At 43.6% G+C, this 13,697-nt stretch carries 11 protein-coding genes; 4 read left to right on the top strand and 7 right to left on the bottom strand.

Annotated elements, in window-relative coordinates; translation table 11 throughout:
• Positions 1 to 60 precede the first annotated feature (60 nt).
• The 7 genes from OCV24_RS18225 to OCV24_RS18195 form a co-directional block, all read right to left on the bottom strand.
• Positions 61 to 1,116 carry an NADH:flavin oxidoreductase gene (locus OCV24_RS18225; RefSeq protein ID WP_233896478.1) on the bottom strand — a complete coding sequence of 352 codons (1,056 nt, stop codon included), beginning with the start codon at positions 1,114 to 1,116 and terminating at the stop codon, positions 61 to 63.
• A gap of 315 nt (positions 1,117 to 1,431) precedes the next feature.
• On the bottom strand, positions 1,432 to 2,244 hold the full coding sequence (locus OCV24_RS18220; RefSeq protein WP_150877309.1) for a crotonase/enoyl-CoA hydratase family protein: 813 nt from the start codon (positions 2,242 to 2,244) through the stop codon (positions 1,432 to 1,434).
• A 223-nt stretch (positions 2,245 to 2,467) separates the two neighbouring features.
• Complete coding sequence (gene fhuB / locus OCV24_RS18215; protein ID WP_150877311.1) at positions 2,468 to 4,462, bottom strand: Fe(3+)-hydroxamate ABC transporter permease FhuB; 1,995 nt, start codon at positions 4,460 to 4,462, stop codon at positions 2,468 to 2,470.
• Positions 4,462 to 5,400 carry an iron-siderophore ABC transporter substrate-binding protein gene (locus OCV24_RS18210; RefSeq protein WP_150877313.1) on the bottom strand — a complete coding sequence of 313 codons (939 nt, stop codon included), beginning with the start codon at positions 5,398 to 5,400 and terminating at the stop codon, positions 4,462 to 4,464. Before OCV24_RS18210 ends, fhuB begins: the two co-directional genes overlap by 1 nt.
• A gap of 83 nt (positions 5,401 to 5,483) precedes the next feature.
• Positions 5,484 to 7,607 carry a TonB-dependent siderophore receptor gene (locus OCV24_RS18205; protein WP_150877315.1) on the bottom strand — a complete coding sequence of 708 codons (2,124 nt, stop codon included), beginning with the start codon at positions 7,605 to 7,607 and terminating at the stop codon, positions 5,484 to 5,486.
• 207 nt (positions 7,608 to 7,814) lie between these two features.
• Positions 7,815 to 8,723: an AraC family transcriptional regulator gene (locus tag OCV24_RS18200; protein WP_046224906.1), complete on the bottom strand. Its 909-nt coding sequence runs from the start codon at positions 8,721 to 8,723 to the stop codon at positions 7,815 to 7,817.
• Between the two features lie 393 nt (positions 8,724 to 9,116).
• A complete protein-coding gene (locus tag OCV24_RS18195; protein WP_029627236.1) occupies positions 9,117 to 10,310 on the bottom strand; it encodes a multidrug effflux MFS transporter in 1,194 nt (397 codons plus the stop codon).
• Positions 10,311 to 10,577: 267 nt separating this feature from the next.
• On the opposite strand from OCV24_RS18195, the gene OCV24_RS18190 reads away from it, so the two are divergent.
• The 4 genes from OCV24_RS18190 (at position 10,578) to OCV24_RS18175 (ending at position 13,552) form a co-directional block, all read left to right on the top strand.
• Positions 10,578 to 11,669: a PQQ-dependent sugar dehydrogenase gene (locus tag OCV24_RS18190; protein WP_137007886.1), complete on the top strand. Its 1,092-nt coding sequence runs from the start codon at positions 10,578 to 10,580 to the stop codon at positions 11,667 to 11,669.
• Positions 11,670 to 12,117: 448 nt separating this feature from the next.
• Positions 12,118 to 12,327: a cold-shock protein gene (locus OCV24_RS18185; protein WP_017058122.1), complete on the top strand. Its 210-nt coding sequence runs from the start codon at positions 12,118 to 12,120 to the stop codon at positions 12,325 to 12,327.
• 117 nt (positions 12,328 to 12,444) lie between these two features.
• Positions 12,445 to 12,984, top strand: coding sequence for a YaeQ family protein (locus OCV24_RS18180; protein WP_137007887.1), 540 nt, complete (start codon positions 12,445 to 12,447; stop codon positions 12,982 to 12,984).
• A complete protein-coding gene (locus tag OCV24_RS18175) occupies positions 12,977 to 13,552 on the top strand; it encodes a hypothetical protein (protein ID WP_150877317.1) in 576 nt (191 codons plus the stop codon). The genes OCV24_RS18180 and OCV24_RS18175 overlap by 8 nt, the downstream gene beginning before the upstream one ends.
• Positions 13,553 to 13,697 lie beyond the last annotated feature (145 nt).

Below are 13,697 nucleotides of genomic sequence, written 5' to 3'. Positions count from 1 at the left end.
AGGCTCCAACTTTTAGACTCAGTTATAGATTTGGCTCACACTTATATCTAAGTCCAGAGGTTACATACGAGCAAGCTGTACTTTTCTGTCTTTATTCACCACGCAGAAGTTGCCGCGCTTAGTGCGACACTTAGAGCATCGTTCACATTCTACAGGGCTTCTATCCCCTTCCTTCCAACGCTTAACTAAATGCGGTTCAGAAAGCAGCGGCCTTGAAAGCGCGAAGTATTCAATGCCTGTGTTGTTTGCAATCGCTTCGATAGCATTAAAATCCGTTAGGCCACCAACCGTGATAACTGGGATATTAACGTCTTGACTGATCGCGTGGCCATACTCATGGAAGTAGCCTTCAGCTTGAATGGTAAAACCATCGTGCGACTCGCCAATCATAGTGTCTGCTTTACCATGAATATTACCTGACACCACAATGCCATCCACGCCCACTTGTTCAAGCTTTTTACACACAATACGTGTTTCTTCGAAGGTCACGCCACCTTCAAAAAACTCCGAAGCTGTAAGCTTAACCAAGATAGGGAAATCATCACCCACCAGCTTGCGCGTCGCGGTATAGATCTCTAACAAGAATCTCATGCGGTTTTCTAAGCTACCGCCGTACTCATCTTCACGTTGGTTGTAGTAAGGGCTTAAGAACTGATTAATCAGGTAAGTGTGAGCAGCATGAATTTCAACGCCATCAAAACCTGACTTCTGTGCTCTCAAAGACGCTTGAGCAAAGGCATCAACAATGTAGTCGATCTCATCTTTGGTCATCGCTTTGCCTAGTGTTTGAGTTCCTTTTTCTGGAACCTCACTGGGTGCGTAGATCACTCGTTCGTCAAGATCATGCGTGGTTTTGGTGCCACCATAAGCCAATTGCATCACGATTTTAGAGTCGTTATCGTGCACCAGTTGAGTCAGCTTCTGATACTCTGCAATGAATGAGTCGTTATACATCCCCATCATGCCCGCATTTGGCTTTTCTTCTTCAACGATGTTCGCGTAACCCGTCACGATCATGCCGACTTCACCTTGAGCCAACTCTTCATAGATAGCGTACAGTTTATCTGTCATATGGCCATCTTCGGTGGCCATATTTTCCCACGTTGCACTTCTCATGAAGCGGTTCTTTAGTGTCATCTTGCCAATGTGGGTTTCTGTAAACAAAGTGCTCAAGTGTCTTCCTCTCAAAATCGTATTACGCGAGTTACCCATTAAGCATGGGCACTGATTCAGGCGGATACTACAGAGAATAAGACGAGGAAAACTTAATCTAGATTAAGAGAGCGGCGCTTTAGTATAAAAAACGTTCATTTCCATAAACAGCTTTATTCAGTTTGATCGGGTCCATTATCTATCGTTCAGAAAAGTTTTTTTCCTTGTAGATACCAACCTTGAAAGCACAACCAACGATCACTCCTATACCAGTAATTACTATTTAAATTTCCTCGCTACATAAGAACGTGGTTTGTCACGGTTCATTTCACGCTGAGCGGCAATCGCTCTGTTCTTACCTAGCCCTACCTTTATCTGATACCAAGTCTCATAAAATACAGCCATGCCAGGGCTTGACCACCAAGTCTTGTTGTAGAGTTTCTTGTTAGCAGCGACAACATCTGGCGATCGGTTCGCGCATTCCAGTGCCAATGCATAAGCTTCAGCATAAGGAGCTTCGGCTATTTTTGTGACAAGCCCATACTCCTTTGCGGTTTTACTGTCGATCACCTTGGCGGTCATCGCCATCTCTAGGGTGTGATCTTTACGCATCAGCTCTCTAAAGGCGATTGCGCCTCCCATGTCTGGAATCAAACCCCACTTTGCTTCTAATATCGAGAAGTTCGCATCAGGACTAGCAATTCTAAAATCACCACCACTGACCAATTGAAGTCCACCTCCCCAGCAACGACCATGAATCGCAAAAATAACAGGACACGGAATATCTCGCCAACCCAGCGAAAAGCGCTGCGCTGCATTGGGTAATGTGGGAAACCATTTGAACAAAAGCTTCATTGCGCCAGACTTACTGGTCAACAGAGATTTAATATCAAGCCCTGAACAAAAATCAGCCCCATTGCCTTTCACTATCACGGCGCGAATCTCGGTGTTCTTTTTCAGCTGATTCACCATGTTATTCACACCTTGGAACATTGCCATGTCAATAGCATTGAGCTTATCGGGTCGATTCAGCACAACCGTGGCAATTTTATTTTCATCAATGGAACAAGTAATACGATCGAGGTTTGGCATGATAGCTACCTTCAGAGTGGTCAGACCTTTAGGTTATACATTTTATTAACATATGCCAAACTTGCACATTAAGAAGCGAGACCTGCGTTGCTTAACGCCTCTCCCTTACATAAACGACATCAACAAAAAAAAGCAGTGATGGCTCGCTCCATTCACTGCTTTTCGCTCGTAGCTTTATTGCCAATAGCCTTGATTACCAATGGCTTTAGGTCCTGATCAGAAGCTATGTTCTTCGAGATTTCAATAACAAGAAGATGAAATAACTGCCACCAATAATGGAAACTAACGTCCCTGCAGCGAGTTGAGCTGGGAATACCACTACTTGCCCTAACCAGTCAGCAAACAACATTAAGGCAGCACCAATTAAAAACGACAAGATAATCTGTTTTCTAACCAAACGAGCCCCCACCATGGCCGCGATATGCGGAGCCAGTAACCCGACAAATGCAACGGGCCCCATTGTGGTGGTGACTACCGAACATAAGATGGCGACGATACACAATAAAGAAGCATACGCTATTGAGATATTTAGGCCTCGCGCGCTCGCAAACTGACGGCCTGTGGCTATTAACGTCACCCAACGACTCAACAGTACAGCGGCACCAATACACACAGTGATCACGATAGCCATGATCGTTGCCGACTCAGGTTCAACACGATAGGTAGAACCTGCCAACCAAGCCAATAAGGTGTATTTCCCTTCTCCCACTCGCGTTAAAGAGAATTGTACTAAAGCCTCTAACACTGCGGTCAGCGAAATACCCGTCAGGATTAGGATAGACGGCGCAAACTGATGTTTCTTACCAAGAAATAGTAATAGGCACAGCGACATTGCACTGCCTAAAAACGCAATCCAAGGGCTCAACGAGTGAATCGAATAGCCCATGAATAAACTGCTGAAAATCAAAGCTAAAACAGCGCCCGCGGATACCCCAAGGATGTCTGGGCTCGCTAGTGGGTTGTAGACTAACCTTTGCAAGATCACTCCTGCGACAGCCAAACCGCCGCCAGCGAATATCGCCGTTAACATTCTAGGCCAGCGAATAGACCACTCAAACGCGTCTGGAATAACAAAGTAGCCCATATCAGAAGAAGGCTGTGAGAGCGTGCTTAATGCCAGTAACCCAAAGATCATCGTGCCCAATAGAGAGTAAGCCAACGGTGAAATAGACTTTGGCCCCTCAGGCATCGAGAAAAATAACTGATCTTGAGCGGACATCTGCTTGCGAGCAATAATGATCAAAGCTGGAGCGCCAATCACCGCGGTTGCGGTACCCGTTGGAATCATATCCACAGACCATTGAGCCAAAAAGATAGCTAAACTGTCTGTAGTACAAAGTAGTAAAGCACCTAATAGACAACTTGCGATCAGTTCGGATTTCGCTTTTAAGAAGCCAAAGTGCCTCGCGATATTAGGGGCGATCAAACCGATAAAACTGATCACGCCTACCGAGGTAATCGATACCGACACCAACCAAACGCCGACTGCCATTAATACAAAAAACGTTGCACCAATATTGAGGCCGCGCGCAGCAGCCCCTTCCGTACCGATTGAAAGCAGGGTCAAAACTCGTGGTGCCAACAAAAATATGGCAAAAATCGGCACTAACTTAGGCATTAACCACAACACTTGTTCCCAGCCATTTTGCCCTAAATCACCCGCCCCCCACACAAACAAGTTCTGTGCGTACTGGTCGTTAAGCAGAATAATCGCCGTTGCAAATGCCCCTAGCAACAAGTTAACCGCCATACCCGCCAAGACAATGGGCAAGCCGCTCATGTTTTTGATACCAACAATGGAAACAATAAGCCCCATTGCTAGCAGTGCGCCAATCAACGCAAACCAGACTGAGTATTGCGCCACCAGCATAGGAGCGACTACATTCAATATGACCAGGCCAAGCCAGGCCCCTGACGATGTACCTAACGTTAACGGAGACATCATGCGATTCTGAGTCAACTGTTGGAAAAGGCTTCCTATTGTGCCGAGTGTGCCGCCTACCAAGATAGTCATAACTAACCGAGGCAAGTTGACATACAACAAGGCCATCAGCTCAAATGAGTCATCAACCATTGCGTTCAGCGTAGCGCGATCACTCACCTGTGAGAGTAACAAGATAAGCTCACCAATCGGGCCAAATTCCGACTGTCCTAACCATAAATGAGCAAGGGCAGCGAAAAACAAAGCTGCCCCGACCATTAAACCACTGGTTTTCATTACTGCTCCGCTAGCTTCAATAGCGATTTCGCCATGGCTTCTGCGTTATATAGGATCGACATCGCGCCACCATAGCTCCAACTTGCTTCTACCGCGCTCACTTGATGATTTCGCACAAAAGGCATGCTCTTCCATATTGGCGAACGGTTTAACTTGTCTTGATATGGAAAGGGTTCAAAGTAAAGTGCAACACCACTTTTCACGTTCTTAAGATCGGTCATCCGCTTTTGGTTGATACCCCACTGACTGGCAGGAAGCTCCATCGCGTTTTCAAAACCGAGCTTCTCTAATGCGTATTGTGGAATCGAGTTGTCGCCATAAATGAACACCGAAGTGGTGCTCGCAAAACGGAAAGAAGTGACTTTAGGTTTGTCGCCCGGATACGCTTTATCTAATTCAGCCTTCAGAACAGCAATACGTTCTTCCATCGCAGCGAGTTTACTATTCGCTTGTTCTTGTTTGCCAAGCAAGTGACCAATCTTCTTGAAGTTTTCAATGGCAGCCGCGGCATTGCTGTGGTGTTCACTGTATGTTTGGTAATAAAGTACTGGCGCGATTTCAGAAAGACGCGCCTGAAGATCTTTTTGAGGTGAAGCGATAAGAATCACATCTGGGTTGAGCTTCTTAAGCGCAGAAAAGTTTGGTTCAGTTCGAGTCCCTACATCGGTCACACCTTCAGGAATCGCAGGTTGAACAACCCAATCGCTGTAGCCTGCAATATCAGGCACCGCGACTGGCGTAACTCCCAGCTCGATAACTTGCTCTGCGATATCCCAGTTCAGTGCAACAACTCTTGTAGGTTGAGCAGGTAATGTTTTATTTCCCTCGCTATCCTGAACTTGAAAGCCTGCGATGGCTTGAGCGGACAACAACAAGCTCAGCGAAGTAACAATCATATTAATTTTAGAAAAACGGGATGTAAAAGAATTGATTTTCATATCACCACTACAACTTTGAAATATTTTCTCTATAACGACAAAGCAGCCCACACGGGCTGCTTACGTTTATTAATTCAAGTTAACTAAAACTCGTAGTTCACACTGATCTCGACAGACTGCTCAGCACCAAACCAACAATTGGACTGGTCGTAACACGCATAATATTCTTCATTGAAAATATTGTTCACTGCTAGGTTGGCAGTCGCTCCCAATAAAGTCTCACTTGCTGCACCCAAGTCATAACCAATAGACAAGTCAACCACAGTATACGACGGTACTTTCCCTTGGGTATTTGTTGCATCCATTTGCATTTCCGCAACGTAGCGCACACCAGCACTCAACCGAGAACCGGCTAATACTCCACTGAATACGTTGTAGTTAGCCCACACGTTTGCAGTATGTTCAGGTACGTAGATTGGTGTTGTTCCTTCTAAACCATTGCTAGAATCTTCTGTGATTTCCATGTCAGCGTAGGTATAAGCTGCCGCAATATCGAAATTTTCCGTTGCGAACCAACGTCCTGATAATTCAGCACCTTGCGATACAACTTCACCCACTTGAATTTTTGGCCCATAAACATTAGTTGGATCTGTCATCAACATGTCTTGCTTCACAATATGGAATAAAGAAACGGTGGCTTCTTTCGACATATCGTCAGACAGGTATTTGACGCCAATTTCAGCTTGCTGAGCATTTTCAGGGTCAAACTCATTACCAGACTTATCAACGCCCGGAGCTGGTTCAAAGCTAGTCGCGTAGCTTGCAAATGGCGCGAGTCCATTATCAAACTGATACAAACCACCCAAACGATAAGTAAACTGTTTATGGTCAGACTCATGAGCGTAGTAGTCACTTTCCGATTTGTAGTGGTCAAATCGTGCGCCAGCAATAAGCACTAACGCGTCTAAACGAACTTGATCTTGAACGTAGAAACCAAGCTGGCTCGACGTTGTGTCATCTAGGTACTCGTTACCCTTAGTAACGTCATTACGATCTAGTAGGTCGTTGTTCGGATTCAATGGGTCAAAACTATTAAAACCGCTTCCACTAGCGCTGTAAGAGGAGTAGTTAACGTTACCATCCATATCTTGGTAATCTAAACCAAGTAATAAGTTGTGTTCTACTGAACCAACATCAACGATACCGCTCAACTGGTTATCAATGACAAAACCTTTAAAGCTTTCATCTGTTGAATAAAGAGCTCGTGCTAATTGATTTGGTGTGCTTGGATCGTAACTAAGGTGATATGTGTTCTCTTGATATAGAGATGCATCGGTATAGCGAGCGTTCTGTAAGAATGTCCAATTGTTATTGAAGTCATGGTTAATTTTATAGCCAATCATCAACACTTCACGTTCAAACGTACTCCAATTCTTATCCCCCACAGAAACTGATGGATCACTCGCCTTAAGTACCTCTATAGGCATTGAAGAGTTGATACCCATTGAAGGATCGTCTTGATAGTAGAGATTAAAGTTGATTAGTGTTTTTTCATTTACTTGCCAATCAACAGATGGTGCAATTAAGTAGCGCTCTTCTTCAGCGTTATCGACTTGGCTATCTTGCTTACGAGCCAAAGCAATCAGACGATATGAAAAATCACTGTCACCAAACTGACCTGTAGTATCAATAGATGCTTCTTGCAGATGTCGAGAGCCTGTCGCAACACCAACCTTGGTTGATTGTTCAGTTTGTGGCGCTTTGGCTATCATGTTCACCATCCCACCCGGCGGCATCGCTCCATAAAGCACAGAAGTAGGCCCTTTGAATATTTCGACTTGTTGCATTGCAATCGGATCAATTTGCGGTTGTAAGTTCCAACCATTCAGATGTTGAAGTGAGAGGCCATCGTAATAGTTGACATTATTAGTCTTAAAACCGCGGATTGAGTACGAGTCAAACATAGCGACTGAACCACCACGACTTTCAGTCACAACACCAGGCGCATAACGAAGGGCTTGGTTCAAAGATTGAACACCTCGTTGCTCTAACTGTTCCTCATCAATAACCGTAATGCCCTGCGGCGTTTCTTCTGGCTCAAGTGCCGATTTCGTAGCTGTATTTCGGTAGGCTTTGCCGAGAACAGTGACAGTTTCTATATTAGACTTTGCCGTCGTAACGGTTTCTTCCGCCAACGCTTGTGCAGAGAGCGCCGTCAGCAACGCAACAGCAAGTGATGAATACTTAAAACGGGTGTGAGTGGTCATAATTCCCTCGGATACCAATACTTAACACAAATAATAATAAATCTCATTTGCATTGTATGTATCTATGAATGGGATAATTAACAATTTGGTGCAAATTTAAAAAGAACTTGATTCAATTTGATTGAAAATCAGCCAATTGGCAGCAAAAACTACAATTGGCCTCATTGAAAGGAAGGTTTTACAGAAAGATAATGAGTAAATATATGATTATGGTTTAATAATAGGAACCCAGTATTCCATTTCAGCATCAGCGGCATTTGCTTGGTAGCCAAGTGGGTACACTTCGAGTTCATAGCCGTCCACACCACGATATCCTGAACTTGGAAGCCAATTCAGCACAAGCCAGCTTAAAGTATGCCGCAAATTCTCAATAGGCCCACAATGTTTAACAACTGCGTAGGTTTGCTTCGGGATAGTCAATACCTCTAATTTATCAGAGATAATACTCGGTAATTGAGGGATTGAAATTCCATCAAGTAACTCAACCCCAGCCCAATAATGAATATTCGTGCCATCAAAACAAGACTGAGTAAGATCTACGACCCCAACAAATTGAAGTGCGCTATCATGAGGAAGGGTAACTTCATATTCCAAGCGCGACCAAAGCCGAGGGACTTTTTGGGCAAAATCTTGCGTCAATGAAAACAAACCGCTGATTTCAGAGGTTATCCCTTTAACGAGGAAAGGCTCTCTTTCATCAATTCGCACTTCTACAAAGCTTAACGCCCTTTTTTCAGAAGTACTTTCTATTTTAGACACTTGTATCGGTTTTCTTAGTCCTACTCTTTTGCCCGCTTTTCTATACTGGCTTGGGCTAGACCCAAACATTTGCTTAAACGAGCGGCTAAAGCTTATTTCTGAATTGAATCCGAGCCCCAGTGCAATATCGATAACACGCTCTTTTCCATCAAGCAGAAGTTCTGCAGCTTGGCTTAGCTTTAGCTCTCTCACATAGTTAGCCACTGTCAGCCCAGTTTCAGCTTGAAACACTCTTTGCAGTTGCCAGCGAGACCAGCAGCTTTGTTTCGCAATATCTTCTAGCGATAACGCTGAGCTAAGGTTTGAATGGATATAAGCCAAAACGCGACTAATACGATCAAATGCTGGAGTGTTCATATTCAAGGTTTCATATTCTCTTTAGTTGGCAACGCCCTAGTTACACCAATACTTTTATCATTTAAAGAGGCTTTTATCACTCAAAAAGAACAGCCTCTATACCGCTTATAAATTCCCCCAAAAACAGAAGCGGCTATAAATGCTCCATTTTGTATAGTTATCCTCAATTATGCTGCTTATGATAACGCAACTGATTCTCATTTCTTTCATTAAGCGGATTTATTGGTCTAGAGACAGGGCTGACATGTTTCAGCTTTCAAACATCAAAATAATTCGTGATGAGCGAACCATACTCTCAATTGACGATCTTCACCTTCTAGCTTCACCAAACACTTGGTATACAAAATGCTATTGAATCGTAATAATCAAATGGCTTTTTTGAGCCTTCAATCACTAGCTTAGTTGAGCCTCTTTTGCTTCTGGGCAACTGAAACCACGCAAAATATTAAACAGAGAAATCAGTGTGAACACTATGATCACAAGCGATAGGTGCCACGCTTCACCCAACCCTAACTGAACCAACCCCATACTCACCATTGAAGATACCACCATCTGCCCACCACCTGACATCGCAGCCGCTGCGCCGGCATTCTTGTGGTATGGCGACATCACCAATGCCTGAGCACAAGGTAACGCGATACCATTACCTAAGATCATCAGAAACTGACCTAGCATTAAATATAAAGGATCTAATGGGCAAAAGAATAGCCACAACGCAGCACAAACATGCAGCACAGGTGTACAAAGCAACGTTTTCTTATTGCCGAGTATTGGACGAATACGATTACAAAGGGTCGTTCCCCCGAGCATTCCCAACGCAGGAATCACCGCCCACATGGCGTATTGATCTGACGTCATACCAATCTGGTTTTGCATAATAAATGGCATCACCGACACAGTGGTAATCATCAAACTAAAGTTAAGCCAACCGATACTCGCAAAACTCATGAAATAACGAGAAGTTAATAAGGCCTTGTATTGATAAAGCATTTTCTTTGGAGAAGGAATAACCGAAACCTGAGTGATGGTTTCCTTAAACTTAAATGCCAATACCACCCAAGCCAATGAAACATAACCAAGTAACGAGATGAACACCATACTCCAGCCGAAGTGAAAGTTAATAAATCCGCCGATAACAGGGGCAATCAAAGGTGTAATGGAGGCTACCATCGCGATATAAGACATCGCCAATGGCAAATCAGCTCCGCTGAATCGGTCTCGAGTCGATGCCCGAGCAAGTACCGCACAACAGCCAGTACCTAGACCTTGTAGGAAGCGCCCCATCACCATACCGGAAAATGAATGACTGAAGAACATGATCACCAGTAAGCCAAGCAAGGCAATCAACAAACCGCTCAACAGCACTTTTTTACGTCCCAAAGCGTCTGAAATAGGACCATAAATAAACTGAGAAGGGCCAAAGCCTAACAAGTACACACTCACCAGAAGCTGAGCTTGTTCTAAAGAGACATCGAAGTCCTTGGCAATCCAAGGTAACGAAGGAAAAACCAAACCCATGCTAAGTTGGCCGATACTGATGACCAAACACGCGAGTAAGATAGATCTAAAATCGAATCGGCGACTCATGATGTAAAGAGCTTGAACGAAGGGATTGCTTGGGTATTGACCTGACAACATAAAGCCCGAGAAAATAGCGAAGATGTTGCGAGGGTAGTATTCATTGTGCTCCGAGGTGATCGAATAGAGAATGGCAGGATAAACATACGCCAGCTTGTTAACTCATACAATACTCGTTGAATTAAATTCCTGAATAGTCACTTTTCACTTATCCGGGCTTTCCTCCGGTCAACCACAAGCTAAACTATTATCATGTTAAACAATCAAGAGGCTCCCATGAATAATCCTCACCGTATCCTTTCTTTTGCTTTGGCACTCATCATATCGGGTCCAATGGCATCAACTTCAGCGTTTGCATGGCAGGCAGAGAAGATCACAGACGGGCTCGATATTCCATGGGGTCTGACTTATGTGAACGATGGCTCGATGCTGGTCACAGAAAAAACAGGTGTCATTAAGCACGTTGATTTGAAAACAGGCGAGCAAAACACACTTTTCAGACTGCCAAATGTGTGGAGCAAAGGCCAAGGTGGCGCGTTGGATATCGCTTTCTCCCCCTTTGAAAAAAATAAGATCTATGTCACTTACAGTAAAGACATCGAGGGCCAAGGGACGACAACGCTCGCCTCCGCTCATTACAAAAACGGCGAGATTTCCAATTGGACCGACGTGTTTGTGTCCAAATCCAGAACCGACACAGGGCGCCACTTTGGCAGTCGCCTAACCTTTGATGATAGCCACCTGTATTTTTCGATAGGCGATCGCGGTGACCGAGATAACGGCCAAAACACCTTAACTCATGCGGGAGCAATATTACGGTTGAATGCTGATGGAAGCACGCCAAGTGATAACCCTTTCAAGGATAACAACAAGGTTTTGAATGAGATTTGGAGTTATGGTCATCGTAACCCTCAAGGCCTGTTTTACGACTTCCCGACTCAAAGACTCTGGTCGATCGAACACGGCCCTCGCGGTGGTGATGAGATAAACCTAATAAAAGCAGGTGCTAATTACGGGTGGCCTGTCACATCACACGGCAAAGAATATTGGGGGCCTATCAGTGTCGGGGATTCAAAAACCAAAGATGGTATTGAGTCTCCAGCAAAAGTTTACATTCCTTCAATAGCTCCAAGTAGTTTGATCGTATACCAAGGTGCAAAGTATCCTGAATTAAAAGACAAACTATTGGCGGGAGCGCTTAAACTCACCCACATCAATATTGTGACGGTTAACGAACAAGGTGAAGCAATAAAAGAGCAACGCATTCTAGAAGATTTAGGTGAGAGGATAAGAGATATCGAGACTTCACCAAACGGCGATATATTCTTCAGCACTGACAATGGTAACCTTTATCGCCTAACAAAGTAGCCTGATTCTCTTTAAAATTGAGATGCAACACTTACAACGAAATTTATAAATAAAAGCCGTTAAAACTGAGATCAAAGTCCAATTAGCGGCTGACTAACTGCAAAATAAAATGTGTCAAAACAGTGCAATCACTCCAAATTGGTCATAAATTTCGGCCGTCTTTTTCACAAAAACTACAACAAATCACCATATAACTGTAACTCTATGATATCCAAGGAATGCAAAGTTTGACTACCTCCAAGTTTCTGCAACCTTTCACTATGGATTCGATTGACTATCCCCGGATTTGATTTAGACTCCACTTCAGCTAGAAAGAAAGTTCTTTGTATATAAACATTTCGTTGGATTACTAGTAACCCCGTTGTGTTGTACACAATAGCAATAAACTTTTCCATGCTATCAGTGCCGCAATTGGCTCACTATAAAAATTTAATTTTAGGATATCATCATGTCTAACACAGTTACTGGTACAGTAAAATGGTTCAACGAAACTAAAGGCTTCGGTTTCATTCAACAAGAAAACGGTCCAGACGTATTCGCACATTTTTCTGCAATTACTGGCGACGGTTTCAAAACTCTTGCTGAAGGCCAAAAAGTTGAGTTCACAGTATCTCAAGGTCAAAAAGGCCCACAAGCTGACAGCATCAAAGTACTTTAATTTAGTATTTTAAAGCTTTCTAAGAATAGCCAGCCTCTGCTGGCTATTTTTTTGCCCACTATTCGGAGATTTAAGGTAATATTCTCCTCCATTATTTCTACCTAAGACACCTTCTCAATGGCTCTCAAACCCACAATCTATAAGTTTCGACTCTCTCTAACTGATATGAATCGCGACTATTATGACTCTTTTAATTTAACGATTGCACAGCACCCTTCAGAAACAGAACAGCGAATGATGGCTCGTATCATCGCTTTCTGTATCAATGCTTCACCGGATCTTCAGTTCACCAAAGGTTTGTCGACTATTGAAGAACCGGATTTATGGCAGAAATCGTTAGATGACCAGATCCTAGAATGGATTGATGTGGGTGAACCTGACCCAGAACGCGTTAAGAAAGCGACTCGCTTATCTAAGTCAGTACGTGTATTTAGCTTCAACACTAAGTCGAATGTTTGGTGGGAGCAGAACAAAGGCAAATTCGGTTACCTGAAAGCTCAAATTGTTCGTCTAGACAACGATGGTATAGAGCAATTAACAGCGATGACAAAGCGTACAATGGATCTTTCCGTAATGCTGTCGGGTAATTCGGCGTTCGTAAATAGCGACACGCAATCTGCAGAAGTGACGTGGGAAGAGCTACAAAGTCATGACTGATCTTCCAACTATTACGGAGCCGCAAACCAAACTTCACCTATGTTTAAAAGAAGCAGGTTTAGACTCAATAAAAGCGGTCACGACCGGCTATGAGAAAGAGCTGCAGTCATTCATCGAAGAAAACCACTCTCTTTTCAAGCACGTATGTAAGAACAAGTCCGATAACTCTGCACGTCAGACTTTGCTCGGCTTACTAACGAAAGTACATATCGATGTAAGCTATCGCTTTGAGAGTCATAAAGAAGCCAGTGAAGCGATGCAAAACGTATTCGATAATACTGTAGGTAATCAACATAGCGGCAAATTTCAAAACGCTAACGCTCAACAGTTAAAATTAGTTACTCATTTGTGGTTGTTCATTCAAGGACGACTAGGAATGGACTACAGCCTAGCCAATGATCATGCGGCGGCTACGTCAACATTGCTATCTCGCGTATCCAGAAACACGGACGATGAGGTTCGAGTAGAGTTTATGAGTAGTTTCTATGATGGCCTCAATATTTACCAAACCGAGAATAAACCATTAGGTTTTATTCATCGCTTAAAGCGTTTGTTTAACCTCTCTTAAACGCTTACCTATTTTCTCTATACGCTCTATATTTCCTTTAGAGCGTATCTACACCAAAGATAACCATTCATTAGATTTACCTTAGTAGAAACTACCCAATTCACCTTTATACAAATACAAAAAAGCCCCACCGACAAGTGAGGCC

This window comes from Vibrio kanaloae, assembly GCF_024347535.1.
Classification (GTDB): Bacteria; Pseudomonadota; Gammaproteobacteria; order Enterobacterales; family Vibrionaceae; genus Vibrio; species Vibrio kanaloae.
This window is presented reverse-complemented; position numbering and strand designations above follow the sequence as displayed.

What these genes read in the sequence shown, in the direction of transcription:
- fhuB (WP_150877311.1), bottom strand. Translation starts at nt 4,462, where the DNA reads ATGAAAACCAGTGGTTTAATGGTCGGGGCAGCTTTGTTTTTCGCTGCC.
- OCV24_RS18200 (WP_046224906.1), bottom strand. Translation starts at nt 8,723, where the DNA reads ATGAACACTCCAGCATTTGATCGTATTAGTCGCGTTTTGGCTTATATC.
- OCV24_RS18220 (WP_150877309.1), bottom strand. Translation starts at nt 2,244, where the DNA reads ATGCCAAACCTCGATCGTATTACTTGTTCCATTGATGAAAATAAAATT.
- OCV24_RS18195 (WP_029627236.1), bottom strand. Translation starts at nt 10,310, where the DNA reads ATGAGTCGCCGATTCGATTTTAGATCTATCTTACTCGCGTGTTTGGTC.
- OCV24_RS18210 (WP_150877313.1), bottom strand. Translation starts at nt 5,400, where the DNA reads ATGAAAATCAATTCTTTTACATCCCGTTTTTCTAAAATTAATATGATT.
- OCV24_RS18180 (WP_137007887.1), top strand. Translation starts at nt 12,445, where the DNA reads ATGGCTCTCAAACCCACAATCTATAAGTTTCGACTCTCTCTAACTGAT.
- OCV24_RS18175 (WP_150877317.1), top strand. Translation starts at nt 12,977, where the DNA reads ATGACTGATCTTCCAACTATTACGGAGCCGCAAACCAAACTTCACCTA.
- OCV24_RS18205 (WP_150877315.1), bottom strand. Translation starts at nt 7,607, where the DNA reads ATGACCACTCACACCCGTTTTAAGTATTCATCACTTGCTGTTGCGTTG.
- OCV24_RS18190 (WP_137007886.1), top strand. Translation starts at nt 10,578, where the DNA reads ATGAATAATCCTCACCGTATCCTTTCTTTTGCTTTGGCACTCATCATA.
- OCV24_RS18225 (WP_233896478.1), bottom strand. Translation starts at nt 1,116, where the DNA reads ATGAGAAGTGCAACGTGGGAAAATATGGCCACCGAAGATGGCCATATG.
- OCV24_RS18185 (WP_017058122.1), top strand. Translation starts at nt 12,118, where the DNA reads ATGTCTAACACAGTTACTGGTACAGTAAAATGGTTCAACGAAACTAAA.